Annotated in this window: 28 protein-coding genes, 1 tRNA gene and 2 pseudogenes; 18 read left to right on the plus strand and 13 right to left on the minus strand. The window is 60.4% G+C overall.

All coding sequences use genetic code 11. From position 1 onward, the window contains the following. Positions 1-8 precede the first annotated feature (8 nt). Positions 9-482: a peroxiredoxin gene (locus CAF87_RS25620; protein ID WP_085730008.1), complete on the minus strand. Its 474-nt coding sequence runs from the start codon at positions 480-482 to the stop codon at positions 9-11. Positions 483-492: 10 nt separating this feature from the next. Continuing rightward, positions 493-1,053 carry a glycine cleavage system protein R gene (locus CAF87_RS25625; protein ID WP_085710242.1) on the minus strand — a complete coding sequence of 187 codons (561 nt, stop codon included), beginning with the start codon at positions 1,051-1,053 and terminating at the stop codon, positions 493-495. Between the two features lie 312 nt (positions 1,054-1,365). Here CAF87_RS25625 and dapA point away from each other — a divergent pair, with 312 nt between their 5' ends. The 5 genes from dapA (at position 1,366) to CAF87_RS25655 (ending at position 5,055) form a co-directional block, all read left to right on the plus strand. Further along, positions 1,366-2,244: a 4-hydroxy-tetrahydrodipicolinate synthase gene (gene dapA / locus CAF87_RS25635; RefSeq protein ID WP_085710243.1), complete on the plus strand. Its 879-nt coding sequence runs from the start codon at positions 1,366-1,368 to the stop codon at positions 2,242-2,244. 17 nt (positions 2,245-2,261) lie between these two features. Continuing rightward, positions 2,262-3,377, plus strand: coding sequence for an outer membrane protein assembly factor BamC (gene bamC / locus CAF87_RS25640; RefSeq protein ID WP_085730009.1), 1,116 nt, complete (start codon positions 2,262-2,264; stop codon positions 3,375-3,377). 4 nt (positions 3,378-3,381) lie between these two features. After that, positions 3,382-4,140 carry an MBL fold metallo-hydrolase gene (locus tag CAF87_RS25645; RefSeq protein WP_085730010.1) on the plus strand — a complete coding sequence of 253 codons (759 nt, stop codon included), beginning with the start codon at positions 3,382-3,384 and terminating at the stop codon, positions 4,138-4,140. A 28-nt stretch (positions 4,141-4,168) separates the two neighbouring features. Continuing rightward, complete coding sequence (gene purC / locus CAF87_RS25650) at positions 4,169-4,882, plus strand: phosphoribosylaminoimidazolesuccinocarboxamide synthase (RefSeq protein ID WP_085730011.1); 714 nt, start codon at positions 4,169-4,171, stop codon at positions 4,880-4,882. 83 nt (positions 4,883-4,965) lie between these two features. Further along, positions 4,966-5,055 (plus strand) — tRNA-Ser (locus tag CAF87_RS25655). 78 nt (positions 5,056-5,133) lie between these two features. Here CAF87_RS25655 and CAF87_RS25660 read toward each other — a convergent pair. Beyond that, positions 5,134-5,334, minus strand: a complete 201-nt coding sequence (locus tag CAF87_RS25660) for a DUF3077 domain-containing protein (protein WP_085730012.1) — start codon at positions 5,332-5,334, stop codon at positions 5,134-5,136. Between the two features lie 101 nt (positions 5,335-5,435). On the opposite strand from CAF87_RS25660, the pseudogene CAF87_RS25665 reads away from it, so the two are divergent. Next, positions 5,436-5,642, plus strand: a pseudogene (locus CAF87_RS25665) (type II toxin-antitoxin system HicB family antitoxin); the annotation flags it as partial. Positions 5,643-5,748: 106 nt separating this feature from the next. Then, positions 5,749-6,573 carry a polyphosphate kinase 2 gene (ppk2, locus tag CAF87_RS25670; protein WP_085730014.1) on the plus strand — a complete coding sequence of 275 codons (825 nt, stop codon included), beginning with the start codon at positions 5,749-5,751 and terminating at the stop codon, positions 6,571-6,573. Between the two features lie 85 nt (positions 6,574-6,658). Here ppk2 and CAF87_RS25675 read toward each other — a convergent pair whose 3' ends face one another. Next, positions 6,659-6,850 (minus strand): DUF1508 domain-containing protein, encoded by a 192-nt coding sequence (locus CAF87_RS25675; protein ID WP_085730015.1) that lies wholly within the window; start codon positions 6,848-6,850, stop codon positions 6,659-6,661. 240 nt (positions 6,851-7,090) lie between these two features. Between CAF87_RS25675 and CAF87_RS25680 the strand changes: the two genes are divergently transcribed. The 3 genes and pseudogenes from CAF87_RS25680 to CAF87_RS25690 all read left to right on the plus strand — a co-directional run bounded on the left by CAF87_RS25680 (position 7,091) and on the right by CAF87_RS25690 (position 9,700). Beyond that, positions 7,091-8,011 carry a LysR family transcriptional regulator gene (locus CAF87_RS25680; protein WP_085730016.1) on the plus strand — a complete coding sequence of 307 codons (921 nt, stop codon included), beginning with the start codon at positions 7,091-7,093 and terminating at the stop codon, positions 8,009-8,011. A 63-nt stretch (positions 8,012-8,074) separates the two neighbouring features. After that, positions 8,075-9,283 (plus strand): low temperature requirement protein A, encoded by a 1,209-nt coding sequence (locus tag CAF87_RS25685; protein ID WP_085730017.1) that lies wholly within the window; start codon positions 8,075-8,077, stop codon positions 9,281-9,283. A 53-nt stretch (positions 9,284-9,336) separates the two neighbouring features. After that, a pseudogene (locus tag CAF87_RS25690) lies at positions 9,337-9,700 on the plus strand (5-carboxymethyl-2-hydroxymuconate Delta-isomerase). A gap of 3 nt (positions 9,701-9,703) precedes the next feature. On the opposite strand, the gene CAF87_RS25695 reads toward CAF87_RS25690, so the two are convergent. Together CAF87_RS25695 and CAF87_RS25700 are read right to left on the minus strand one after the other, a co-directional pair. Next, a complete protein-coding gene (locus CAF87_RS25695) occupies positions 9,704-10,639 on the minus strand; it encodes a LysR family transcriptional regulator (protein WP_085730018.1) in 936 nt (311 codons plus the stop codon). 213 nt (positions 10,640-10,852) lie between these two features. Next, complete coding sequence (locus tag CAF87_RS25700) at positions 10,853-12,034, minus strand: cyanate transporter (protein WP_085730019.1); 1,182 nt, start codon at positions 12,032-12,034, stop codon at positions 10,853-10,855. 307 nt (positions 12,035-12,341) lie between these two features. Here CAF87_RS25700 and CAF87_RS25705 point away from each other — a divergent pair, with 307 nt between their 5' ends. From CAF87_RS25705 to CAF87_RS25720, 4 genes are all read left to right on the plus strand, one after another. Next, positions 12,342-13,985, plus strand: a complete 1,644-nt coding sequence (locus tag CAF87_RS25705; protein WP_085730020.1) for a phosphoethanolamine transferase — start codon at positions 12,342-12,344, stop codon at positions 13,983-13,985. Between the two features lie 131 nt (positions 13,986-14,116). Next, positions 14,117-15,250 (plus strand): ribonuclease D, encoded by a 1,134-nt coding sequence (rnd, locus tag CAF87_RS25710; RefSeq protein ID WP_085730021.1) that lies wholly within the window; start codon positions 14,117-14,119, stop codon positions 15,248-15,250. After that, positions 15,247-15,540, plus strand: coding sequence for a YcgL domain-containing protein (locus CAF87_RS25715; protein ID WP_085703814.1), 294 nt, complete (start codon positions 15,247-15,249; stop codon positions 15,538-15,540). Before rnd ends, CAF87_RS25715 begins: the two co-directional genes overlap by 4 nt. A 106-nt stretch (positions 15,541-15,646) precedes the next feature. Continuing rightward, complete coding sequence (locus CAF87_RS25720) at positions 15,647-16,579, plus strand: D-2-hydroxyacid dehydrogenase (protein ID WP_085710268.1); 933 nt, start codon at positions 15,647-15,649, stop codon at positions 16,577-16,579. Between the two features lie 59 nt (positions 16,580-16,638). Here the strand turns inward: CAF87_RS25720 and CAF87_RS25725 are convergent, their stop codons facing one another. Continuing rightward, positions 16,639-17,232, minus strand: a complete 594-nt coding sequence (locus CAF87_RS25725) for a nitroreductase family protein (protein WP_007958056.1) — start codon at positions 17,230-17,232, stop codon at positions 16,639-16,641. Between the two features lie 282 nt (positions 17,233-17,514). Between CAF87_RS25725 and CAF87_RS25730 the strand changes: the two genes are divergently transcribed. Beyond that, positions 17,515-17,964 (plus strand): YcgN family cysteine cluster protein, encoded by a 450-nt coding sequence (locus tag CAF87_RS25730; RefSeq protein ID WP_085730022.1) that lies wholly within the window; start codon positions 17,515-17,517, stop codon positions 17,962-17,964. 28 nt (positions 17,965-17,992) lie between these two features. Next, positions 17,993-19,222, plus strand: a complete 1,230-nt coding sequence (locus CAF87_RS25735) for a hypothetical protein (protein WP_085730023.1) — start codon at positions 17,993-17,995, stop codon at positions 19,220-19,222. 3 nt (positions 19,223-19,225) lie between these two features. On the opposite strand, the gene CAF87_RS25740 is transcribed toward CAF87_RS25735, so the two are convergent. The 4 genes from CAF87_RS25740 to CAF87_RS25755 all read right to left on the minus strand — a co-directional run bounded on the left by CAF87_RS25740 (position 19,226) and on the right by CAF87_RS25755 (position 21,367). Next, positions 19,226-19,603, minus strand: coding sequence for a DUF2892 domain-containing protein (locus CAF87_RS25740; RefSeq protein ID WP_085730024.1), 378 nt, complete (start codon positions 19,601-19,603; stop codon positions 19,226-19,228). Between the two features lie 81 nt (positions 19,604-19,684). Next, positions 19,685-20,155, minus strand: coding sequence for an RNA methyltransferase (locus tag CAF87_RS25745; protein ID WP_085730025.1), 471 nt, complete (start codon positions 20,153-20,155; stop codon positions 19,685-19,687). A 104-nt stretch (positions 20,156-20,259) separates the two neighbouring features. Then, positions 20,260-20,631, minus strand: coding sequence for a YajD family HNH nuclease (locus CAF87_RS25750; RefSeq protein ID WP_007944009.1), 372 nt, complete (start codon positions 20,629-20,631; stop codon positions 20,260-20,262). 49 nt (positions 20,632-20,680) lie between these two features. After that, complete coding sequence (locus CAF87_RS25755) at positions 20,681-21,367, minus strand: hypothetical protein (RefSeq protein ID WP_085730026.1); 687 nt, start codon at positions 21,365-21,367, stop codon at positions 20,681-20,683. Positions 21,368-21,446: 79 nt separating this feature from the next. Between CAF87_RS25755 and CAF87_RS25760 the strand changes: the two genes are divergently transcribed. Continuing rightward, positions 21,447-21,731 (plus strand): hypothetical protein, encoded by a 285-nt coding sequence (locus tag CAF87_RS25760; protein WP_085730027.1) that lies wholly within the window; start codon positions 21,447-21,449, stop codon positions 21,729-21,731. Here CAF87_RS25760 and CAF87_RS25765 read toward each other — a convergent pair. Next, the gene (locus tag CAF87_RS25765) at positions 21,728-22,201 is read right to left on the minus strand and encodes a cyclic nucleotide-binding domain-containing protein (RefSeq protein WP_085710279.1); all 474 of its coding nucleotides are present in this window, start codon (positions 22,199-22,201) and stop codon (positions 21,728-21,730) included. The genes CAF87_RS25760 and CAF87_RS25765 overlap by 4 nt on opposite strands. Before the next feature lie 111 nt (positions 22,202-22,312). After that, positions 22,313-24,367, minus strand: a complete 2,055-nt coding sequence (locus CAF87_RS25770) for a S9 family peptidase (RefSeq protein ID WP_085730028.1) — start codon at positions 24,365-24,367, stop codon at positions 22,313-22,315. A 99-nt stretch (positions 24,368-24,466) separates the two neighbouring features. Here CAF87_RS25770 and CAF87_RS25775 point away from each other — a divergent pair, with 99 nt between their 5' ends. After that, positions 24,467-24,967, plus strand: a complete 501-nt coding sequence (locus CAF87_RS25775; RefSeq protein ID WP_085730029.1) for an MFS transporter — start codon at positions 24,467-24,469, stop codon at positions 24,965-24,967. Positions 24,968-24,973 lie beyond the last annotated feature (6 nt).

Genomic DNA, 24,973 nt, shown 5'->3' on the forward strand with positions numbered 1-24,973 from the left:
CGAAAGGATCAGGCCTTGTTCAGCGCCTGAGCAGCGGCCAGCACTGCATCCACGTGACCCGGTACTTTCACGCCGCGCCATTCCTGACGCAGAACGCCATTCCTGTCGATCAGGAACGTGCTGCGATCCACGCCCATGTATTCCTTGCCGTAAAGTTTTTTCAGCTTGATCACGTCGAACAGCTGGCAGACGGCTTCGTCCTTGTCGCTGATCAGTTCGAACGGAAACTCCTGCTTGCACTTGAAGTTCTCGTGGGACTTCAGGCTGTCGCGGGAGATACCGAAGATTTCCGTGTTGGCAGCCTTGAACGCGGCGTACTGATCACGAAAACCCTGACCTTCGGTGGTGCAGCCCGGGGTGCTGTCCTTCGGATAGAAGTAGATCACCACTTGCTTGCCCTTGAGGGCCGAGAGGCTGACGGTCTGCCCGCTGGTGGCGGGGGCTTCGAAGTCGGCAACCGGTTGATCGATAGCTACGGCCATGAAAGCTTCCTTACATTGGGTTCTGTGGGCGCCACGGTTCGATCAGTGCGTCGAGGTTCATGGCATCGGCGAAGTCCAGGAACTGGTCGCGCAGCCAGCTGATCTGGGTGCCGGCCGGCAGGGTCACGGTGAACGTGGCGTTGAGCATGGTGCCGCCGGTCTGCGGTGCCTGATAGGTATCGCAAGTCAGGTTTTCCAGCTCGACGTTGTGATCCATGAAGAACTGGCACAGCTCGTTGATGATGTCCGGGCGATAGGCCGAGGACACATAAGCCACGTACGGCAGGGCTTGTGGACGGTTTTCCAGGGCGGCGCTGCGCACCACGTTAACCGTGAACGAATGACGTTTGGCCAGGGTTGGCAGGCTGCCTTCCAGGCGGGCCAGGGCGTCCCAGCTGCCGGAGACTTCGAGCACCAGTGCGCTGCACTCGCCGTGACGAGTCAGACGGGAGGTGACGACCGCGCAGCGGTTTTCATGGCTGGCGCGGCACAGGACGTTGGTCAGCTCCATGGGATTGGCGCCGAGGGCACTGATGACAAGGAATTGTTCGCGAACTGTGGGGGTGGACATGCAGCATTCCTAAAGCGATGAGCGGTCGGTAGGGTGAGGGCGTTGAGTGCCGGGACATACCTGTCCGGAAGACCCGATTCGCCCGTCGCTACGGCTCCAATAATAAGGAAGCCTAAGGCGGCGACGCTGGAACGGGGCCTGGGAGGCCGAAACGGGGGGCTGGAACCCGGCGTACAAGCTGATCAGTACCGATCAAAGTCTGAAGGGTAGCGAAAAGCGGCGCCAAGGGGAATGGCGGCGCAGTACTTCGCTTGTGCAAGCATCTTGGCGCCAGTACCATTACCGCTCTCTTTTTCCGGCAGGAGCGGTTTCATGATTGCGGGCAGTATGGTGGCACTGGTCACACCCATGGATGCACAAGGGCGTCTTGACTGGGACAGCCTCAGCAAACTCGTGGACTTCCATCTCAAGAACGGCACCCATGCCATTGTCGCGGTCGGTACTACCGGCGAGTCGGCAACCCTTGATGTAGAAGAACACATTGCCGTCATCAAAGCCGTGGTCAAACAGGTGGCAGGCCGCATTCCGGTCATCGCCGGTACCGGCGCCAACTCGACCCGCGAAGCCGTCGAGCTGACCCGCAACGCCAAGGAAGCCGGCGCCGATGCCTGCCTGCTGGTCGTCCCGTACTACAACAAGCCGACCCAGGAAGGCCTGTATCAGCACTTCAAGCATATCGCCGAAGCGGTCGATATCCCGCAGATCCTCTACAACGTTCCCGGCCGCACCTCCTGCGACATGCAGGCCGAGACTGTGATCCGTCTGTCCACCGTGCCGAACATCATCGGTATCAAGGAAGCCACTGGCGACCTGAAACGCGCCAAGGCGATCCTCGACGGCGTGAGCAAGGATTTCATCGTGCTGTCCGGCGATGATCCGACCGCAGTCGAGCTGATTCTGCTGGGTGGCAAAGGCAACATTTCCGTCACCGCCAACGTCGCCCCGCGCGAAATGGCCGACCTGTGCGAGGCCGCGCTCAAGGGCGACGCCGAGACCGCACGGGCCATCAACGAAAAACTGATGCCGCTGCACAAGGACCTGTTCATCGAAGCCAACCCGATCCCGGTGAAGTGGGCTTTGGTCGAAATGGGCCTGATGCACGAAGGCATTCGCCTGCCGCTGACCTGGCTGAGCGCTCCTTGTCATGAAACGTTGCGCTCGGCCCTGCGCCAGTGCAGCGTCCTGGTTTAATTGAGGAAGTACAACGCATGAAGCGAATGGCCGGACTTTCCGCACTTGCCTTGATTATCTCCAGCACCAGTGGCTGCGGATGGATCTGGGGCCCGGAAGGTTATTTCCGTGACCGTGGTAGCGACTACCTGGAAGCGAAACAGACTGCACCGATGCAACTGCCAGAAGGTGTCAGCACCTCCAAGCGTCTGGATCCACTGCTGCCGATCCCGCGCAACGTCGCCGACGATACCGCTACCGGCGAATACGTGGTTCCGCGTCCTCAACCACTGTCGGCGATCGCTGACGCCAGCGACTACTCGCTGCAGAAGAGCGGTGATTCGCGTTGGGTCATGGGTCAGCATCCACCGGCCGAAGTCTGGCCAGTGGCTGTGCAGTTCTTCCAGGACAACGGTTTCCGTCTGGATGAACAGCGTCCGCAAACCGGTGAATTCACTACCACCTGGCAACATTCCGACGAGCTGTCCGCCGCCATGGCCAAGCGCCTGAGTGCTGCCGGCGTCGCCGCCGACAGCGAAACCCGCGTACGGGTTCGCATCGAGCCTGGCGTACAGCGCAATACCAGTGAAATCTACGTAGTCAGCGCCGAGCGTCCTGCCGGCAGCACCGCCAACGTCGACTTCACCAATCGTTCGGTCAATACCGGTCTGGACGCTGCACTGGTCGACGACATGCTCGCGAGCATGAGCCGTACCTCCGAGAAGGGTGGTTCGGTGTCGATGCTGGCATCGCGTGATTTCGATACCCCGAGCCGCGTCAGCCTCAGCGAGGACGGCAGCGGCAACCCGGTATTGAACGTCGGTTCCGACCTGGACCGTGCCTGGTCGAGCGTCGGTCGTGCGCTGGAGCAAGGTCAATGGCGCGTTGAAGACATCAACCGCAGCCTGGGCTTGTACTACATCAACCTGGCCGAAAAAGCCGAGAAGAAAGACGAGAAGCCTGGTTTCTTCAGCAGCCTGTTCGGCAGTGCGCCGACCAAGGAAGAAGTTGAAGCCCGTGCCGAGCGTTATCAGGTTCGCCTGAGCAAGGTTGGCGATAACGTTCAGGTCACCGTCGAGAAAAACATCAACACCGTTGCGCCGGCTGATGTGGCTCGCAAAGTGTTGAGCGTGATTCAGGACAATCTGGGCTGATCCAATGCGTTTTGCCGTTCTCGGCAGCGGTAGCCAAGGGAACGGCACGCTGATCGCCAGTGCTGATACGTATGTGCTGGTGGATTGTGGTTTTTCCCTGCGAGAAACCGAAAAACGTCTGTTGCGCCTGGGTGTGAGCCCGGCGCAACTGAGCGCGATACTCGTGACCCACGAACATGCCGACCACGTGCATGGCGTGGGTTTGCTGTCTCGGCGCTACAATCTGCCGGTCTACCTCAGTCGCGGCACACTGCGCGGGATGCGCAAACCGATTGAACCCGCAGGCTTCGTGGCCGGCGGCGAGCAACTGCAGATCGGAGCTCTGGACATCCGGGTTATTGCCGTGGCCCACGATGCACAGGAACCGACCCAATATGTATTCAGCGATGGTGAGCGGCGTTTCGGCCTGCTGACCGATCTGGGTTCATACTGTGAGCGGGTGCTGGATGGCTATCGGGACCTCGATGCGTTGATGATCGAGTCCAATCATTGCCGAGACATGCTGGCCCGTGGTCATTACCCGTACTTTCTCAAGCAGCGGGTGGGCGGCGAGCTGGGACATTTGAACAACCATCAGGCGGCATTCCTGGTGGCCGAGTTGGGCTGGCAAGGCCTGCAACACCTGGTCCTGGCCCATCTGAGCAGCAAGAACAACCTGCCGCAGCTGGCCCGGCAATGTTTTGTCGACACCCTCGGGTGCGACCCGGACTGGCTGCAACTGGCCGATCAAGATTCAGGGCTCGACTGGCGTCACATCGCCTAGCCCATCTACTTAGCAAGCGGAGCCCATCATGGAAAAACGTGAAGAACTCTACCGCGGCAAAGCCAAATCGGTTTACAAGACCGACGACGCTGACCGCTTGATCCTGCTGTTTCGCAACGACACTTCGGCGTTCGACGGCAAGCGCATCGAGCAGCTCGACCGCAAAGGCATGGTGAACAACAAGTTCAACGCCTTCATCATGCAGAAACTCGAAGCGGCCGGCATTCCGACCCAATTCGACAGACTGCTGGCCGACAACGAAGTCCTGGTGAAAAAACTCGACATGATTCCGGTCGAGTGCGTCGTGCGTAACTACGCCGCCGGCAGCCTGGTCAAGCGTCTGGGCGTCGAGGAGGGCATGAAGCTCAACCCTTACACCTTCGAACTGTTCCTGAAGGACGACGCCAAGGGCGACCCGTTCATCAACGAATCCCACGTCGTGGCGTTCGGCTGGGGCACCGCCGAGCAACTGGCGCGCATGAAAGAACTGTCGCTCAAGGTCAACGAAGTCCTGAGCAAACTGTTCGACGACGCAGGCCTGCTGCTGGTGGACTTCAAGCTTGAATTCGGCGTGTTCAGCGATGGCTCCATCGTCCTGGGCGACGAGTTCAGCCCGGACGGCTGCCGTCTGTGGGACAAGGACACCAAGAAGAAGATGGACAAGGACCGCTTCCGTCAGGGCCTCGGTGACGTCATCGAAGCCTATGAAGAAGTTGCCCACCGTCTGGGCGTACCGCTTTAATCGACGCAAGCATCTGATAGCACGGAGAAAATTTCGAAAGAGGGTTTGCTTTCGATAAAAGTGTTGTTATGATGCGCGCCGTTGGAGAGATGCCAGAGTGGCCGAATGGGACGGATTCGAAATCCGTTGTACCTTCACCGGTACCTAGGGTTCGAATCCCTATCTCTCCGCCATACATAGAAAAAGCCCCGTAGCTGAGAAGCTACGGGGCTTTTTCGTATGTGCTGGATGACCGATCAATGAAGTAATCGTTATTTTTCTATGCTGGCGATCTTCGGTGAAGCCACCTTCATCACATCATCAACAACCATCTTGCCCATCTCCGTCAGGAAATGCGCTGCCCAGGCATATCGGTCGGTTTTTCGAATGAACGCTGCATCTTCAGCAAGCGCTTTGGCTAGGGCCAGTAGGTCGGAGGCATGAGACAACGCTTCGCTTATGGGTAGCCCCATTCAGACGCAACTCGCGGATTCTGCCTGCAAGCCTGTTTTGAGTTACCTGATTATTCTTGTCGGCGTGATGCTCAATCCCTCGAACGACCAAGTGCAACCCAATGAACGTGATGAACTACAACGGCTACGCTGCCCGTATTGAGTACAGTGCCGAGGACGGTGTGTTTGTCGGCCGCATCGCGGGAATAAAGGATGTCGTGGGGTTTCATGGCCAGTCCGTCAAAGAACTCCGAGAGGCATTTGAAGAGGCCGTCACTGACTATCTGGAAACCTGCGCCAAGCTCGGGAGGGCGCCGCAGGAACCTTGGATAAGTCGCGGCACGCATTCCGAATTAACTGACTAAACTCCTGCATTCCAGCTCATGGGCCGCCATAACTCCGGCGGTCAGCCCCTTCAATGCATTAGGTTCGGTCATGGCAAAGGGAAAGAAGAAAGACTCGCCTAAAGACACCCCCGCAGATCGCCCGAAGTTGTCGAGCAAAGACTATCTGGCGGAGTTGCGTCGACTGCACGTTGAGCTCGTCAAACTGCAGGAATGGGTGAGGGCTGAGGGCATCAAGGTCTGTGTAATTTTCGAAGGGCGTGATGGTGCGGGTAAAGGCGGGACGATCAAGGCGCTTACTGATCGGGTCAGCCCGCGGGTTTTCCGGGTGGTAGCGTTGCCGGCCCCGAGCGAGCGTGAGAAGAGCCAGATGTATCTGCAGCGCTACCTGCCTTATCTGCCGGCGGCCGGTGAGGTGGTGATCTTCGATCGCAGTTGGTACAACCGCGCCGGTGTCGAGCGGGTGATGGGGTTCTGTACCGAGAATCAGGCTGAAAAATTTCTCAAGACGGTGCCCCTGGTGGAGCGTGCCATCGTCGATTCCGGGGTGATTCTGCTCAAATACTGGTTGAACGTCAGTCAGGAAGAGCAGACCCGTCGGCTGGAAGAGCGTATCAAGGACGGTCGAAAGATCTGGAAACTGTCTCCCATGGATCTCAAGTCGTACAGCCGCTGGTATGACTACTCGCGGGCGCGTGACGACATGATCAAGGCAACCGATACCGAATATGCACCCTGGCTGGTGGCCGACTCGAATGACAAGCGGCGAGCGCGTCTGAATATCATCTCCGATCTTCTCAGCCGCATTCCGTACAAGAGTGTTTCGCGCGAGAAGGTTGAGCTACCCAAGCGGCAGAAGCCTGGGGGCTACAAGGAGTCGGATTATCCCTTCCGGCACATCCCCGAGAAGTTCTGAAGACAGGGGGGGCGTCAGTCTCGGAAAGTCCCGCAGATGAAAATCCGCGGGGCTTTTTCGCTTCTGCAGGGTTATCAGCCGGCGGTCAAATCTCCTTGACCGGCGTATCCCCCTGCACACCCTTGATCAACTCGATCACATGCAGACAATCCGCCTTGTTCACATACGACTCCCCACTGGCAACCGTCTCATGGTTCCCCGCCCGTAGCCGCCAGCGCCATTGGCCCTTACCGGTGCTCGGGGTGCCCCTGGATTGCCTGTAAATCTCGAAATACATTCAGTTCGCTCCATGCGATGGGATATTGCGACAACCTGTTTGGCGCATCGTCGCAAGCCTAGCGGAGCCCTGTTATTTGGCTATCGGGGATTTGTTTCCAATCGTTGGATCATGTTTCTGCGAAGCGCAGTGCAGGGCCTCAGGATTGGCCTTCTGAGGATCAACTGGACCATTCGCGCATAGACGATAACGACAGGGCTTTCTACACTGCCCGCAATCCGGGGACTGGGGGGGCAATGGATGAACCGCAATGAACTTCGCAAGGCCGACATCAACCTGATGGTGGTGTTCGAGACCTTGATGCTCGAACGCAATGTGACCCGGGCCGCCGAGAAACTGTTTCTCGGCCAGCCGACCATCAGCTCGGCGCTCAATCGCTTGCGCACGATGCTCAACGATCCGCTGTTCATCCGCGTCGGCCACCGCATGGAGCCGACGGCCCGCGCCGAAGATATCTATCGCCATTTGAAACCCGCGCTGGACTCGTTGTCAGTGGCGCTGAGCCTGACCCGTGATTTCGATCCCGCCGTCAGCACCATGACGTTTCGCATCGGCCTGTCGGATGACGTCGAATTCGGTCTGTTGCCACCGCTGTTGCGTGCCTTGCGGCAGGAAGCACCGAACGTGGCGTTCGTGGTGCAGCATGTCGATTACTGGCGGATTCCCGATCTGCTGGCCGCTGGCGACATCACCGTCGGCATCAGCCAGACCCGTGGCCTGCCGGCCAATGCCAAACGCAAGCTGCTGCGACATATTCAGCCGAGCATCCTGCGCGCCGACAAGTCCGCCACACCGCTGACCCTCGATGAATATTGCGCCCGCCCGCATGTGCTGGTTTCTCACACCGCCAACGTCAGTGGCTACGCCGATGAGTGGCTGGCGGATATAGGTCGCACTCGTCAGGTGGTGTTGTCGGTACCGCAGTACAGTTCGTTGCCGGCGCTGCTGGCCGGCACCGATCTGATCGCCAGCCTGCCGGACTACACCGCCGAAGCCATGGCCGCCTCGGGCCTGCTGTTCAAGGAGCCGTTCCCGTTCAAGACTCCGACGCTCGACCTGTCGATGGTCTGGCTCAGCCATGTCGACAGCGACCCGGCCGAGCGCTGGCTGCGTTCGCGGCTGGAGCAGTTCATGAGTGAGCGGCCTCACTCTCCGCTCTGACTTGCCGAGCCGTGATCCGGCTGCTTTGCTGAGTACACCTGAACTCGGTGGAGCCTCGATCCCATGAGCATTTCCCGTGGTTTGCTGCGTGGGCGCGGCGGTCTCGATAGCGGCAAGGTCGGCATGGTCGAGCTGTTTTTCGATCTGGTGTTCGTGTTCGCCGTGACTCAGCTGTCCCACACCTTGCTCGCGCACTTGTCGGTTCTCGGTGCGGTGCAGGTGACCCTGATAATGGTCGCGGTGTGGTGGGTGTGGATTTTCACGTCCTGGATCACCAACTGGCTCGATCCGGAAAAACTGCCGGTGCGCCTCGGGCTGTTCGGTCTGATGATCGCCGGTTTGCTGCTTTCGTCTTCGATTCCCAAGGCATTCACCGAGCGCGGTCTGATGTTCGCGGCGGCGTTCGTGTTCATGCAGGTCGGGCGCACGCTGTTCGCAATCTGGGCGGTACGCGGCGAGTCGCTGAACATGACGCGCAACTTCCAGCGCATCCTCGCGTGGCTGGTGTTGTCCGGGGTGTTCTGGATCGGCGGGGCGTTAGTCGAAGGCGAGCAGCGGCTACTTTGCTGGGCGCTGGCGCTGCTGATCGAACTGATTTCGCCGTCATTGTATTTCTGGGTGCCGGGGCTGGGACGCTCGTCGCTGAGCGACTGGAATGTCGAAGGCAATCACATGGCCGAGCGTTGCGCGCTGTTCGTGATCATCGCTCTGGGTGAGTCGTTGCTGGTGACCGGTGCGACCTTTGCCGAACTGGTTCCGGTCCGCGATGGACTGCTGGCGTTTCTGGTGGCGGTGCTGGGCAGCATCGCCATGTGGTGGGTGTACTTCGACAGCGGTGCGGAGCGCGCGCACCACCGTATCGCTCATTCCGCCGACCCCGGGCGCCAGGCGCGAATCGCCTACACCTACCTGCATGTGCTGATTGTCGCCGGGGTCATTGTCAGCGCGGTGGCCGACGAACTGGTGCTGGTGCACCCGGATCATGCCAGCGATGCCGGCATCTTCGTGATCGTTGCCGGGCCGTGGTTGTTCCTGCTCGGCAATGCACTGTTCAAGTGGGTCATGGCTGACCGACCGTTTCCACCGTTATCCCATGTATTCGGATTGGTAGTGCTCGTGCTGCTGTTGCCGCTGGCACTGAATCACTGGTTTTCAGCCTTGGCGCTGGGCGCGTTGACCACGGCAGTCGTGGTGCTGGTAGCGATCTGGGAAACCCTGGCACTGCGTCGGGGACTTCCCGTCCCAGTGTCGGAAAAAGCCGCAGGAGAGTAGGGTGCAGCTGTGTTATATGTACGGCCTTTCTGCCGACTGACTGGAGTCTCCCGATGCCACACCTGCACATGGAATACACCGCCAACCTGCCGCAACTGAACGCCGATGTGGCGTTGATCCGGCTCAACAACACCCTGGTGGGTTCCGGTCAGTTCGCGGCGGAGTTCGATATCAAGAGTCGTGCGCTCAAGGTGGAGACCTTCAAGGTCGGCACCTCCATGAGAGCGGGCCTTTGTGGCGGTGAGGCTGGCGCTGCTCAGCGGTCGTTCCCCGGAGATCAAGAAGCAACTCTCGCAAAACCTGTTGGCGGTGCTGCAGGACCTTTGCGAATGGCCGGCCGGTGTCGAGGTGCAGTTGAGCGTGGAACTGCTCGATATCGACCGCGAGTCCTACAGCAAAGTCGCCATCGGCGTGTAAGACTCAGGCCGCCTCCAGCTCCGCGCAGGTCTTGATGACCTGCTCGCGCAGCCAGAGGTTGGCGCTGTCCTGATCGACGTTGTGGCTCCACTGCATGTCGAGGGTGAAACCTGGCAGGCCGTTGGGGGCCTCGCAGTGATTGAACACCGCGTCGTTGGTCAGCAAACGCTGGATACGCCGGGGCAGGGTGAGGATGAAATCGGTGCCGGTGATCATCTTCAACGCTGCGCTGTAGCTGTTGGAACGGGCGACGATCTGACGCTTCTGTGCCTGCCGTGCCAGCCAGCCATCGACCATATTGGTGGTGGACGTCCAAGGCGTGGGGAACACATGCCGGCGTTCGGTGAAGGCTTGCAGGCTCAGGCGCGGCTCCAGCGGCGTTGCGCGTTTATCGAAGACGCAGACCAGGTCATCTTCCAGCAGCATCTGCGATTTCAGGTCGGTATGGCTGCGGTGGAAGTGCGGACCGAAACAGATCACCAGATCGAGGCTGCCATCGCGCAGTTCCTGCGCTGGCACGTCGGTTTCGAACTTGTGCATGTTGACCATCACCGGAAGGTCGTCGAAGTCAAAACGCTTGAGCATGCGCGGCAGGATCAGTTGCTCGAAATATTCCGGGGCGCAGATGTTGAAGGTCACCGGTTGCGCCATCGGGTCGAAGGTCGGGGCGCCGGCGTGGCACAGGTTGATGCTTTCGAGGATTTTCTGCACATGGCCATACATGCTGCTGGCCTTGTAGGTCGGGCGCATGCCCGTGCGGGTGTTGACGAACAATTCGTCTTCAAAACTGGTACGCAGTTTCTTCAGGCAGTAACTGACGGTGGACTGACTGACAAACAGCGCCTCCGACACATCGGTGACGCTGCTTTGCTCATACACGGCGACAAACACCATGAGATCCTGCATGTCGAGCTTTCTAAGCAAGTTACTGTTCAGCATCCGTTCTGTCTCGCTGTGCTCCTTGCGCCGAATCCGCGCAAACGTGTGCGCATGATCGTAACGGAACGATGGTGCCAGGAGAAAGCCCTGTAGGATTTTTCACGGACAGTTGTGGGACAGAAAGTTTTAGTAATACGACGTGTCAAAACGATCCTGTAAAAGATGGCCAGAAGCCTTTAGCCAGAGGGGTGAAGCACCGTGCACAACGCCCGATCAGCGAAAGTGCCGGGCGTAACGCCGAGGGTCGAAGTGCCACACGATCAACAGCATGAGCGCCATGACAGCTGTCAGCGACCACCAGGCCCATTCGAAGCTGCCCAGTTGATCGCGGATCATCCCGGCCAGCAGGGGTGAAAGGCCCGCAATCAGATAACCGATCCCTTGCACAAAAGCGGTCAGCGCGCCGGCGCGCTGCGGATTGTCGAGGTGATCGAGGGAGACGATCAGGCTCATCGGGAACAGCCCGCCAATTCCCAGGCCCAGCAGGCACGGCCACAACAGGCTCAGAAGTTGCGGGCTGAGGATCAAGCCGCAGAACCCGGCGATGATCAGCACCAGCAGGGCGCCCAGTACCCAACGTCGGTCACGGCTGCGGTTGGCGATAGCGGGAACCACCAGACCGGAAATCACCTCCATGGCCGTCAGAAAACCCAACAGCAGACCGGCGTTCTGTTCGCTCCAGCCGTTTTCCACGTAGTACGGAGCCAGCCACGCGAGTACGCAGGTGTAGGACGCTGTCCCCAGACCGAAGAAGATGGCGAGCAGCCAGGCGCGGGAATGGGTGAAGAAGGCCTCCTTCTTCACGGCGGTGGTGATGGAGGGTACGTCATCGCGTTGTGCCAGCCAGAAAAACAAGGCGAGCAACGCCAGTGCCGCCCAGATCGCCAGCCCCGCCCGCCAGCTGCCGGTACCAAGCATCACCTGAGGCGCGAACGAAGCGGCCAGCGCGGCCCCGCCCATGATCGATGTGACATACAGCCCCATGCACAACGCCACGTTGTCGGGAAATCTCGACTTGATCAGGGCCGGCATTAACGCTTGAATCAGCGCGATGCCGATCCCGGCAAGGACGGCGCTGACGATCAGCTGCGCCGCCGAGTCGAGAAACAGCCGCGACAGCGTTGCCAGTCCGATGATCAGCAACGACAGCACCACCGTGCGCCGTTCCCCCAGACGCTGGCTGATGCCGATCCCGAAAAACATCGCCAGCCCCATGGCCATCACCGGCAGCATGGTCAGCAGCGAGGCGAGGCTGAAGCTCAACGGTATGTCGCCGCGAATCGCCGACAGCAAAGGCCCGACGGCGGCCATCGACGGGCGCAGGTTAAGAGCGACAAGGACGATGCCAAGCATCAGCCAGACGGCGGGGCGGGCAGTGGCGCGAACGTTTTCCATCTTCAGACCTTTGAATCAGAGGCTGTCGATTAGGCGGGCGCGCTAGTGGCGCCGGCAAATCAGAAAATCCCGAGGAGTATTTAAAAAGTCGATACGCCTCCCGTGCGCTCTGCCGGAGCGAGCTGTATTTTTTCTGAATCACACCTGACGAATGTTCAGAATTCATGGTTATTTCATGAGCCAACTAATCGTTGGCTTCTTTTTCACAAAAAATTGATGGGGGCCTGCGTAGAGTTTTCATCGCCCGGGTCAATGAAGTTTTCACAATTGGCCACGGCGCTTCTTTTCAGGAAATAGCCCCCCGCCTATGTTGAAGTTAAAAGCCGTGCGCCCGGAATGGGTGACGTTGTTTGCCAGCGCCTTTCTTTTGATCGGATTCAATTTCGTACTTTGGCAACATCTCCTCGAGATTACCGGTGCCGGCGGCATCACCATGGGCATTGCGTTCGGGGTGATGATCTTCGCGGCATACAACATCGTGCTGACCCTTCTGGCGTTTCGCCCGGTATTGAAACCGGTGTTGGCGGCGCTGTTTCTGATCAGTGCCGGTGTGGCTTATTTCATGAGTCAGTATGGCGTGATGATTGACGCCGGCATGTTTCGCAACTTCGCTGAAACCAATGCCACCGAAGTTCGTGATCTGCTGTCATTGAAGTTGTTCGCCTATATGTTGTTTTTGGGCGTATTGCCGTCGTGGTTGTTGTGGAAGTTGCCCGTTGAATATCGTCGCTGGCACCGAGAGTTATTAAGCAAAGTTGTGGTGTGTGCAGCATCGGTCGCCGTGATTGGCGGCGTGGCGCTGGTCAACTATCAGGGCTTGTCTTCGCTGTTTCGCAACCACCACGAATTGCGCCTGATGTTGGTGCCGAGCAATTACATCGGCGCGTCGGCCGGCTATCTGCGGGAACAGGTGGTTTCCGCCCGGCAACCGTTCATCAAGATCGGTGAAGACGCCCAGCGTAACCCCGCACTGCAAAACCGTCCGCGCAAGTCGCTGACCGTGCTGGTGGTGGGCGAAAGTGCCCGGGCGGAGAACTTCGGCATCCTCGGTTACGGCCGTGATACGACGCCGAAACTGGACAAGGAAGCAGGTTTGATCGCCTTCACTGACGTGCATTCCTGCGGCACGGAAACGGCCGTGTCGGTGCCGTGCATGTTCTCCAACATGGGCCGCAAGGATTACGACGCCAGCAAGGCGAAGAATGAAGAAGGGCTGCTGGACGTGCTCAAACGCGCCGGCATCGATGTGATCTGGCGCGACAACCAGTCGGGTTGCAAAGGCACCTGCGATCGCGTCACCCTGCAGGATGTGAGTAATCTGAAAGACCCGGCACTTTGCGCCAACAGCGAATGCCGTGACGAAATCCTCCTGCAAGGCCTGCAGAGTTTCATTGATCACCTGGACAAGGACACCGTGCTGGTGCTGCACCAGATGGGCAGCCACGGCCCGGAATACTTCAAGCGTTATCCCAAGGAATACGAGCACTTCACGCCAGTGTGTGAAAGCAACGCGCTGAACAATTGCAGCCGCGAGAGCATCGTCAACGGTTACGACAATACGCTGGTGTACACCGACCATGTGCTGTCGAGCCTGATCGATGTGTTGCGCAGCAATCAGGAGAAAGTCGATACCGCCATGCTGTACCTCTCCGATCACGGCGAGTCCCTGGGCGAGTACAACCTGTTCCTGCACGGCACGCCATACATGCTGGCGCCGGAACAACAGAAACATGTGGCGATGCTGGCGTGGTTCTCTGACAGCTATCAGAAGTCCTATTCGGTCGACACCCATTGCCTGCAATTGAGCCGCGACAAACCGTTGAGCCAGGACAACCTGTTCCATTCGATGCTCGGTCTGCTGGAAGTGCAGAGCAAGGTCTATCAGCACGATCTGGATCTGTTTGCCGGTTGCCGTGGTGCGGTCATCGACGGCGTATTGGCCAAGGACTGATCCGTCGGAATTGTTCTGTAAGACTATTCTTGCTGGCAGGCAGGAGATTTCATCAACGCTCTTGCCCTGCAGAGGCGCGGAAAGCGCCGGTGGCGATATATACTGCGCGCCATTCTTGAAGGGAGAGCCGTGTGGCCATCGATATTCACTGGATTCGCGACAACGATAGCCTCGCGCAGTTTTGCGCCGAGTGGCAGCAGCTGCCTTTCGTTGCCCTCGACACCGAATTCATGCGGGTCGACACCTTCTACCCGATTGCCGGTCTGTTGCAGGTCGGCGACGGCAAACGCGCCTATCTGATCGACCCGCTGACCATTGACGCCTGGCAACCGCTGGCGGCGTTGCTGGAAAACCCGGCGGTGCTCAAAGTTCTGCACGCCTGCAGCGAAGACCTCGAAGTCCTGCTGCGCCTGACCGGCAGCCTGCCGGCGCCGCTGTTCGACACGCAACTGGCTGCGGCCTACCTGAACCTCGGGTTCTCGATGGGCTATTCGCGTCTGGTGCAGGAAGTGCTTGGCATCGAACTGCCGAAGGGCGAAACCCGTTCCGACTGGTTGCAGCGTCCGTTGTCCGACACGCAAATCAGCTATGCCGCCGAAGACGCCGTGCATCTTGCGGAAGTTTTCGTACAACTGCGTCCGAAACTGTCTGACGACAAATTTTCCTGGGTGCTGGAGGACGGCGCCGAACTGGTCGCCAACCTGCGTCGCGAGACCGATCCGTACGAGGTGTATCGCGAGGCGAAACTGGCGTGGAAACTGTCCCGCGCACAACTCGCTGTTCTGCGCGAACTGTGCGCCTGGCGTGAGCGCGAGGCCCGTGCCCGCGACCTGCCGCGCAACCGTATCGTCCGTGAGCATTCGTTGTGGCCGCTGGCCCGCACGCAACCGGACAACCTCAGCGCGCTGGGCAAGATCGAAGACATGCACCCGCGTACCGTGCGTCAGGACGGCGAGTTTCTGCTTGATCTGATCAAGCGCTCTGGCAGTGTGGGGCCTGATCAGTGGCCGCCAGCCGTGCCGGAGCCGCTGCCGATCGAAGCTGCCGCGCTGATCAAGCAACTGCGCGCCTTGGGCCAGGCCGAGGCCGAACGCCTGGGCATCGCACCGGAACTGATGCTGCGCAAGAAAACCCTCGAAGCGCTGGTCAAAAGCGGCTTCCCCGAGGGCCCTTACCAATTGCCTGATTCGCTGCGTGGCTGGCGCCGCGAATTGATGGGCCAGAAGCTGCTCGACAGCCTGGCCACTGCCGGAGAACAGCCATGAAACGTATTTGCTCCATTTACCAAAGTTCGAAGAAAAGCGGCATGTACCTTTACGTGCTCAAAAGCGATGCCCTGGAGCGTGTGCCGGAAGGCCTGATGGCGGCGTTCGGCAAGGCGAAGCATTCCTTCGATCTGGTGCTGACCCCCGAGCGCAAGCTGGCCAGCGAAGACATCGCCGTCGTCCTGGAGAACCTCGACAAGCAGGGCTATCACCTGCAGATGCCGCCGGCCGAGGAAGAGTACATCGAGCACTTGCCGGAAGAGTTGCTGCGACGCAACGACCCGGTCTGACCTGCGAGGCCCGGTCCCGGGCCTCTTGTAATCCCTGGAACTGTTTTTACGGCGACGACTGCCACGAAGTGGGCGGCCGTCTGCACGGTTTGCGAAAGGTTTGAAGATGCGCGTTCTGATTGCTGAACACGACCACGCGATATACGCCCGACTGCTGCGTCAGGCGGCCCCGGAGCTTGAAGTGCTGACCAGCGGTGACTCCGCCGAACTGGCTCGCCAGGCCGTCGATTGCCCGGTGTGGCTGGGGCAGCCGGATCTGCTGGCGACCCTGCTGCGTCAAGGCCACCAGCCACAATGGCTGCAATCGACCTGGGCCGGCATCACGCCGCTGCTGGCCGACGGCCTGCGCCGGGATTACCGCCTGACCCGGGCGGTCGGCATTTTCGGGCAGGTGATGGCCGAGTACGTGCTGACCTACATGCTCGGTCACGAGCGCGAAGTGCTGGCCCGGCTGGTGAGCCAGGTCGAGCGCAAGTGGGACAATCGCACCGGTCAGAGCCTGGTCGGGCGCAAGGTGCTGATCGTCGGCACCGGTGACATTGGCCAGAGCGTCGCGCAGTTTCTGCGGCCATTCGGCGTTGAGTTGTACGGCATCGCCAGCAGCGCCCGGGAGCAGGCGCCGTTTGTCGAAGTCGGTTCGATGGCGGACCTGCCACGGCTGGTGGGCGAAGTGGATTACGTGGTCAATCTGCTGCCCAACACCGAGCACACCCACGACATCTACGACGCGGCGCTGTTCAAGCAATTCAAGCCGACCGGGTTGTTCATCAACGCCGGGCGCGGTGTGGCGGTAGTCGATGCGGATCTGGTGGAAGCGCTGAAGGAAGGCCATCTGGCCGGCGCGGTGATCGACGTCTGCCGCCAGGAACCACTGCCGCAACGTCATCCGTTCTGGACCGCCTGGGGTTTGCTGTTGACCGGGCACAGCTCGGCACCGACGTCGCCGCCGATGATGGTGCAGTTGTTTCTGGATAATTTGCGGGCGTATCAGGCGGGCGAAGCGTTGCGTGGGGAAGTGGATTTCGCGCGCGGTTACTGAGTTCTGAGAGATCGTTCCCACGTCGAACCGTCTGCGTGGGAACGATCAAACGATGTAGCTTAGAGGGTGAAATCGCCTTCAGCCGCCAGCTCGCTCAACGGACGACGCGGGCTCGGCGTTTCCCGCGCTTGCAGGTAATCCGCCAGGGTTGCCTTGTCACCCAGCTTGCCCACCGCGACGGCGGCGTGCAGCGCATAACCTTGCGGAATGTTCAGCTCTTTACGGGTCAGCTCCTGATCGAAGCCGGCCATGCCGTGGGTGTGCCAGCCGCTGAGGCTCGCTTGCAGCGCCAGATGACCCCACGCGGAACCGGTGTCAAAGGTGTGCCACAGCGCTGGCGTTTCTTCGGTCGCGCCCGGTGCGGTGAAGGTAGTTTTCGAAATCACGATCACCAGCGCCGACGCGTGCTGTGCCCAGCTGCGGTTGAATTCGTTGAGCAGGCCCAGATAACGCTCCCAGTTCGGCGTGTCGCGACGGGCGTAGAGAAAACGCCACGGCTGCGAGTTGTACGCCGACGGCGCCCAGCGCGCGGCTTCGAAAAAGCTCAGCAGGGTTTCCTCGGAAATCGCTTCGCCGGTAAAGGCGCGGGGCGACCAGCGATCGGTGAACTGCGGGTGAATGGCGTATTCGGCAACGCGAGGGTTGGCACTCATCGAGAGATTCCTTGCTACGTTTGAGGATAGGTTTGAAGCAAAACCCGGCGGGATCAGTTGGGCTGAACGATGGGGGCTGTATCTGAAGCCGTGCAGTTCACCGGAATGCAACGCGGTCGAGCGTTAATGGCACCCAGCCAGGGCTTCTTGAGAACGGCAAAGCTACTTGGCCGCGCAAAAACTGACAAGCCCTGCACAACCGGCAGTCGCCAGCGCTTGGCCCACGGGGCCCTGGGCACTAGACTGGCGGCCTTTTCACCACCTGATGTTGATGCTTGAGCCATGGCCGCCAAAGTCGAACCGTTCTGGAAACGCAAAACCCTCGATCAACTGGATCATGAGGAATGGGAATCGCTGTGCGACGGATGTGGCCTGTGCTGCCTGCAGAAGCTCGAGGATGAAGAAGACAACAGCGTCTATTACACGCGTATCGCCTGCAAACTGCTGGATCTGAAAACCTGTCAGTGCAGCGATTACCCGAACCGCATCAAGTTTGTCCCGGACTGCATCCAGCTCACCCCGGGCCAGGCCGAAGAATTCAAATGGCTGCCGGCGACCTGCGGTTATCGACTGGTCAGCGAGGGCAAGGACCTGCCGTTGTGGCATCACCTGGTCTGCGGTGATCGCGACGCCGTGCACCACGAGCGGATTTCCCAATCCGGGCGCATGCTCGCCGAAGGCAGCGTGCCGGAAGACGATTGGGAAGATCACCTGATTTTCCGGGCCGGATAAACCTTCACCGATTCACAAAGGAGTGTGCATGGCTTCGGGATTGCGTCAGGCACTGCTCACAGGATTGCTGGTATTGAGCGCGCCGGTGTGGGCTGCGAAAAAAGTCGATCTGGATTACCACGTGCGTCTGTTGCCGCAAAGCGATCAGGCGGAAGTGCGTCTGACCCTGGCCAAGGGCGAGGTCGTGCGCAGTCTGGACTTCGATCTCGGCGACGGCAGCCATTACAGCGACTTCAAGGCCGACGGCCAGTGGCAACTGACGACGGGCAAACCGGCGCGCGGGGTCTGGCACCCGACGGCGGACAAGGCCAGCCTGACCTACCGCGTGCGCATCAGCCACGGCCGCAAGAGCGGCAGCTTCGACACGCGCATGACCCCGACCTGGGCGTTGATGCGCGGCGATGAACTGGTACCCCCTGCGAAGCTTGATCAACAGGACGGCATCGAACTGGTCTCACGCCTGCAATTCGAACTGCCCGACGGCTGGAAAAGCGTCGAAACCGCCTGGCCGCGCATCGGCAAGAACAAATTCCGCATCGACAATCCGTCACGCCTGTTCGACCGACCCACGGGCTGGATGCTCGCCGGTCATCTCGGCAGCCGCCGCACACGATTGGGTGAAACCGAAGTGACGGTGGCCTCGCCCCAAGGCCAGGGCATGCGCCGGATGGACGTGCTGACTCTGCTGACATTCGTCTGGCCGCAGGTGCAAGCGGTGTATCCGCGCCATCCCGGCAAACTGCTGATTGTCGGTGCCAACGACCCGATGTGGCGCGGCAGCCTGGCGGCACGGGAGTCGATCTATCTCAACACGCGGTTGCCACTGGTCAGCGAGAGCGGCAGCAGCCCATTGGTCCGCGAGTTGGCGCAAGTGTTCGGGCTGATCAACGATGAGCAGCGCAGTGACTGGATCAAGGAAGGTTTCGCCGAGTATTACGCCGTCGAGCTGGTTCGTCGTGCTGGCGGTATGAGCGATGAGCGTTATCAGGCTTATCAGGTGAAACTGGCGAAAGACAGCCAGAAGGTGACGACGTTGCGCGGCGAGCAGATCAGCCCGGCGCAGGTCTCCAAAGCAGTTCAGCTGTTACAGGAACTGGATCGCGAGATCCGTCTGAAGACCCGCAACAAACGGTCGCTGGATGATGTGCTGCGCGGAGCGATGCATCTGGGGACGGTGGATACCAAGGCGTTTGTACAACTCGCCGAAAGTGTCATCGGCGAGTCGTCCAAGGTGCTTGATACCGGATTGATTCAGTAGCGATCAGACCCCGGCTTTGGGCGACTTCACCGAATCATTGCCGGTCACGGTGGCGGTTTTGGTCGCCGCTTCGGCATTGGCTTTGAGCTTGTTCAGCTCTTCACCGGCGCGCTCGATCTTCGTGCGCACGTTGTTCATGTCCTGACGGCTTTTCTCCAGCAGGCTTTTCACCGAACTGTGCCCGGTGATGCCACGGGCCATGGCCACGCCGCCAATCGCCACCTGAATCAGACCGAACACGCCGCCACGGCGCAGGCCCTTGCCGACCATGATCACGCCGCCGGCCAGCGAGCCGATGCGCTCCCAGCCTTCAACGTTCTGTTCGGAACGGGTCTGGAACGGGGTGGATTCGATACGCTCGACGCGTTTGAGCTCGGTCATGATCTTTCTCCAGGCAATGAGTAGTCGATAAACAAGCTGACTGCCGGGGCGGTCAGCTTGTTCCATCGGATGTGCGGCGGTTCAGCGAAATTTCGGCCCGGAGCGAGTGTTCAGCCCTTTGGCCATGCGGTCGTAAAGCACGACGTTGACCGTGGCGGCGAGGTTCATGCAACCGGTGGTCGGGATGTACACGACGTCTTCGCACCAATCGCGGATATCCTGATCCAGCGAGCCGTCTTCGGGGCCGAAGATGTACAGAGCGCGATCAGGGTGGGTGTATTCCGGCAACGGGCGGGCGCCGTCGACCAGTTCCACGGCAACGGGGACGCAATTGAGCGGCAGGATCTTTTTCAGGTCGTCGATGCCGATCAGCGGAATGTCGTAGTGCACGCGCTTGGTGTCGGTGACGAAATCGGCGGCGCGCTCATAGCGCTTGCCGGTGTAGAACACGGTCGACACGCCGTAGCAGCCTGCGGCGCGCATCACCGAACCGACGTTTTCCGGTGATTTGGGGTTATACAAACCAATGCAGCTGTACCGTTTGTCTGCCACGAGCGGGGTGCCTTCGGGAAAAAGAGGGCGATTATACGGGGATTGGGGGAGGGCGGGCAGATTCAGGATCTGCGGTGACTGATGTGGGAACGATCATGGCTGGCTCAGTCTTCTTTTTTCATGAGGCCGGCCAGTGCCGCAAACGGGTTATGCGTGGCCTTGGCGATTTTCGGCGTGCTCAGGGAGCCTTCGCCAAAATACTGCTGGTCGGTGTAGCGCGAGTGTTCGTTGTCGTGGCAGTACAGGCACAGCAGTTCCCAGTTGGAACCGTCCTGCGGGTTGTTGTCGTGGTTGTGGTCGCGGTGATGTACGGTCAGCTCGCTCAGGCGCTTGCCGGAAAACTCACGGGCGCAGCGGCCACACACGTGCGGGTACATCTTCAGGGCCTTGTCGCGGTAGCCCATTTCCTTGTCGCGCTGGTTGTCGGCGAGGATGCGATCCAGCTTCGAAGTGTTGGTCGGGGTGGACGAACTCATGGGTTCACCTTTGTAGAAAGACTAATGACGGTTATGACGCAAGTTTAGCTCAGCCCTTGAGCTTCTCGGCAATCCAGATCGTGTGGCGGGTGCCCTTGTTGCCGTGGGCGAAAACCTGCACTTCCTCGGCCTTGAAACCGGCCTTCTTCAATTTGTCGGAAAACTGCCGGTCAGCGCTGGCGGACCATACCGCCAGCACGCCTTTGGGCCGCATCGCCCTGGCGCAAGCAGCGAGGCCGGCGGCGGAATACAGCCAGCTGTTGGCACGTTGGGTCAGGCCTTCGGGGCCGTTGTCGACGTCGAGCATGATCGCGTCGAAGCCGTTCGGCTCGCTTTGCAGCACCTTGGCCACGTCTTCCTGACGGATCACCGTGCGCGGGTCGAGCAGCGGGCGTCCGGACTTTTCACCGAGCGGGCCACGGTTCCATTCAACGACGCCGGGCACCAGTTCGGCGACCACCACTTCGGCGCTCTTGCCCAGATGCTTGAGCGCGGAGGCGAGGGTGAAGCCCATGCCCAGACCGCCGATCAGCACGCGCGAGTCCGGTCGGCCGGCGACCCTGCGGCACGGGATCTCGGCCAGTGCATCTTCAGAACCGTGCATGCGGGTGTTCATCAATTGCCCGCCGTCGCCGCCCTGGATCTTGATGACAAAGTCCTCGCCATACTCGAACAGGCACAGGGCGCCGCCGTTGTCAGGGATCGGCGTGGTGTCGAGCAGAACGAAACGTTTCATGGAAATCTCTACAGGGGGGAAGGCAAGCAGGCGCGTTGGGAGTAGCCTGAACACAGACTTCAGGCCAACGGAGCCCTTGATGAAGCGCACCATTCTAACGGTCATTACCCTGGCCGCGCTCTCGATTACTGCAGTGCAGGCCCAACAGACGATTCCCGTCAGCCCGACGCCGCAACCGGGTTCGCCCGGCACTGCGACGCCAACCCCGTATCCGCAAATCAGTCCGGTACCGATTCCCAAGACAGGTTCCGGCAGTGGCGGGCCACCGCTGGTGCCGATCGAGATGCCCAGCCCGCCGTCCAAGGATCAGCCGGTGCCGGGTCTCGAACCCAGCGACGGCAAAGCCAAATCCCCCGGCGGCTAGATCTGCTGCGCCGCCAGTTGGCCGTCGGCCATACGCAGGCGTTTGGACAGGGAGACGGCGAGGGCGCGGATGATCTTGGCGGCGATCTTCGGCGCGTCGTTGAGCATTTTTTCCAGTGAATCCTTGCCCAGGTTGAGCAACTGACAGTTGCTCGCCGCCACGCAAGTCGCCGAGCGGCGTTCGCCATCGAGCACGGCCATTTCACCGAAGGCCCGGCCGCTGCGCAGGGTGGCCATGGTGATGACCTGGCCGTCAGCCCCGGTCTTCTGCACGGCCACCTGGCCGGTGTGGATGATGCACATGAAGCTGCCGGCATCGCCTTCGCGGAAGATCGCTTCGCCTTCAGCTACGGTGCTGATGCTGAAGTAGCCCGAAGCGGCGGCGAAATCCGCCAGTTGCAATTGATCGAACAGGCCGCAGTCCATCAGCCAGTCGCGGATTTCGTTGTTCAGTAGAGTTGGTTCTGACATGTCGTGCGGTCTTTTTTGTTTTGTGTCGGGTGGCAGGCTCGCCACCGGGGGCCGATCTGCTTATCGGCTCCCGGTGCCCGGAATTAAGACCTGACTGACCGGCGGAGTTCCTCAGGCAATGCCCAGAACCTTGAAAACAAATGCGTATTCGAGGGCTACGTCACGTAATCCCTGATAACGCCCGCTCATCCCGCCATGGCCGGCGCCCAGTTCGGTCTTGAGCAGCAGCGGGTTGTTGTCGGTCTTGGTCGCGCGCAGTTTCGCCACCCACTTGGCCGCTTCCCAGTACTGCACCCGGCTGTCGTTGTAGCCGGCGATCACCAGCGTCGCGGGATACGCCTGCGCAGTAACGTTTTCGTACGGCGCGTAGGCCTTGATTCGCTCGTAAACGTCCGGCTCTTCGGGGTTACCCCACTCGTCGTACTCGGTGACGGTCAGCGGCAGATCTGGGTCGAGCATGGTGTTGAGCACATCGACGAACGGTACTTCGGCAATCGCCACACCGAACAGCTCCGGGCGCTGATTGAGCACGGCGCCGATCAGCAAACCGCCGGCGCTGCCGCCGCTGATCGCCAGTTGCGGCGCGGTCGTGATGCCGTTGAGGATCAAGAACTCGGCGCAGGCAATGAAGTCGCTGAAGGTGTTTTGCTTGTGCTCCTGCTTGCCAGCGCGGTACCAGGTTTCGCCCAGCTCACCGCCGCCGCGCACGTGGGCGATGGCGAACGCCATGCCGCGATCCAGCAGGCTCAGGCGGGCGTGGGAGAACCACGGATCGAGGCTCGAACCGTAGGCGCCGTAACCGTAGAGGTACAGCGGCACCGGTTTGCCGAGCATTTCGCGCTTCATCACCAGACTGATCGGCACCAGCGTGCCGTCCGGAGCCGTGGCCCACAGGCGCTGGCTGACGTAGGCGTCGGCGTCGAACGGGCCGAGAACCGGGGTTTCCTTGAGCACTTCCTGCGCGCCGGTGGCGAGGATCAATTGCCGAACCTGGGCCGGGCGATTCAGTGCTTCATAGCGCAGGCGAATGCGGTCGCTTTCGAATTCCAGGCTGTTTTGCACGTAGAGGCTGTAGGCAGCGTCCGGCAATTGCACGCGATAAGGCGCCAGACCGTGTGGGCGAACTTCGATGATCGGCAAACCGCCTTCGCGCAGGCTCAGGGTCAGGGCTTCGGCGTTGAGGGTCACGCCATCGAGCATTACCGAATCACTGTGGGGAATCAGGTTCTGCCAGTCGGCTTCGCTCGGTGCGCTGCCGGTGTCCGGCACCTGATACAGGGCGAAGTTGATGCCGTCACGGTTGGTGCGGATGAACCAGGTCCATTCGCCATCGAGTTTGCCGTGGTCGACGTCGTACTCGTGATCCTCGACCCGTGGCGCCAGGCAGGTGAACGGCTGGTGCGGCTGATTGGCGTCCAGCGCCCAGACTTCGCTGGTGGTCTTGCTGCCCAGGGACAGCAGCAATTGCTGTTCGGAGCTGGCGCGATAGCAATGCAGGAAGAAACGACCGTCCGGCTCGTGGAACACCTCTTCGGCGGCGGTGCCGTCGAGGCGGTAGCGGAACAGTTTATGCGGGCGATGGGTGTCGTCGAGCACGCCGAAGAACAGCGTCAGGCTGTCGTTGGCCCAGGTCATGCTGCCGTCGCAGTCCTGGAATTCCAGTTCGCTGACACGCTCGCTGGATAATTCCTTCACGAACAGCGTGTAAATCTCGTTGCCCGAGGCATCGACGCTGTAGGCCAGGCGCTGGTGATCCGGGCTGATGCTGAACGCGCCGAGGGAGAAAAAGCCGCCATTGGCCAGAGCGTTCGGGTCGAGCAGCAGCTGTTCGCGGCTTTCGTCAAGGGTCAGGCTGTCGTCGGCCGGACGCGGGCAGCGGTAGTGGCGGGGGTATTCGTCACCGGCAGTGGTGCGGGTGTAATACAGATACGGGCCCCACGGCGACGGCAGGGACAGATCGGTTTCGAGGATCCGGCCCTTGATCTCTTCGAACAGGGTTTCACGCAGCTCTGCCTGATCGGCGGTCTGCGCCTGCTGATAGTCGTTTTCGGCCTTGAGGTAGTCGAGCACCGCGTCGGTGTCGCGTTCCTGCAGCCAGGCATACGGGTCGTGACCGGCATCCTTGCGGGCAATCGGGGCGCTGGTGACGTTGGCGGATACGGGCATGGAGGGCTCTCGAACATGACAAATGAGGACCGCACGGACGGCGGGGAAGCCTGATGTGCGAAAAGTCGTTACTATAAGCGCCTCTTTGCCTGCCTTGCCATGGACACCATGACCGAGAACGACTATCTGATCGCCTGGGGCCTTTACGCCTTTGCCGCCGTGGGCTGCCTGCTGGTGTGGATGCGCCTGACCCGCTGGATGTGGCGCTGGTTGCGCGAGCCGCTGCGTGTATTGATGGCGGTGTTGCTGTTCAGCCCGACCATCATTGACCCGGTGAAGGAAAAATTCGCCCCGGCCATCGCCATCACTGTGCTGGATCTGGCGTTCAAGGTCGGCAACAACGCCTGGCGCGCGATTTCCGAACTGCTCATGTACGCCATGATCGCGTTCGGCCTGTACCTGATTTTCGTGCTGATCCGCTTTCCGATCGAGCGCGCCTCGAACGCTCGCAAGGAGCAGGCCGAAGTCGCTCGCGCAGCCGCCCGTGCCGAAGACGAGCGTGACGGCGATCAACCGTTCGGCGGCGCCGGCGACGATCGTTACGGCCGCCCACCGCTGCCGAGCAATCCGCAGCGCGGGCGCGTCGAGCCGCGTCTGTAATCACGA

The organism is Pseudomonas sp. R38(2017) (assembly GCF_002112395.1).
Lineage (GTDB): Bacteria > Pseudomonadota > Gammaproteobacteria > Pseudomonadales > Pseudomonadaceae > Aquipseudomonas.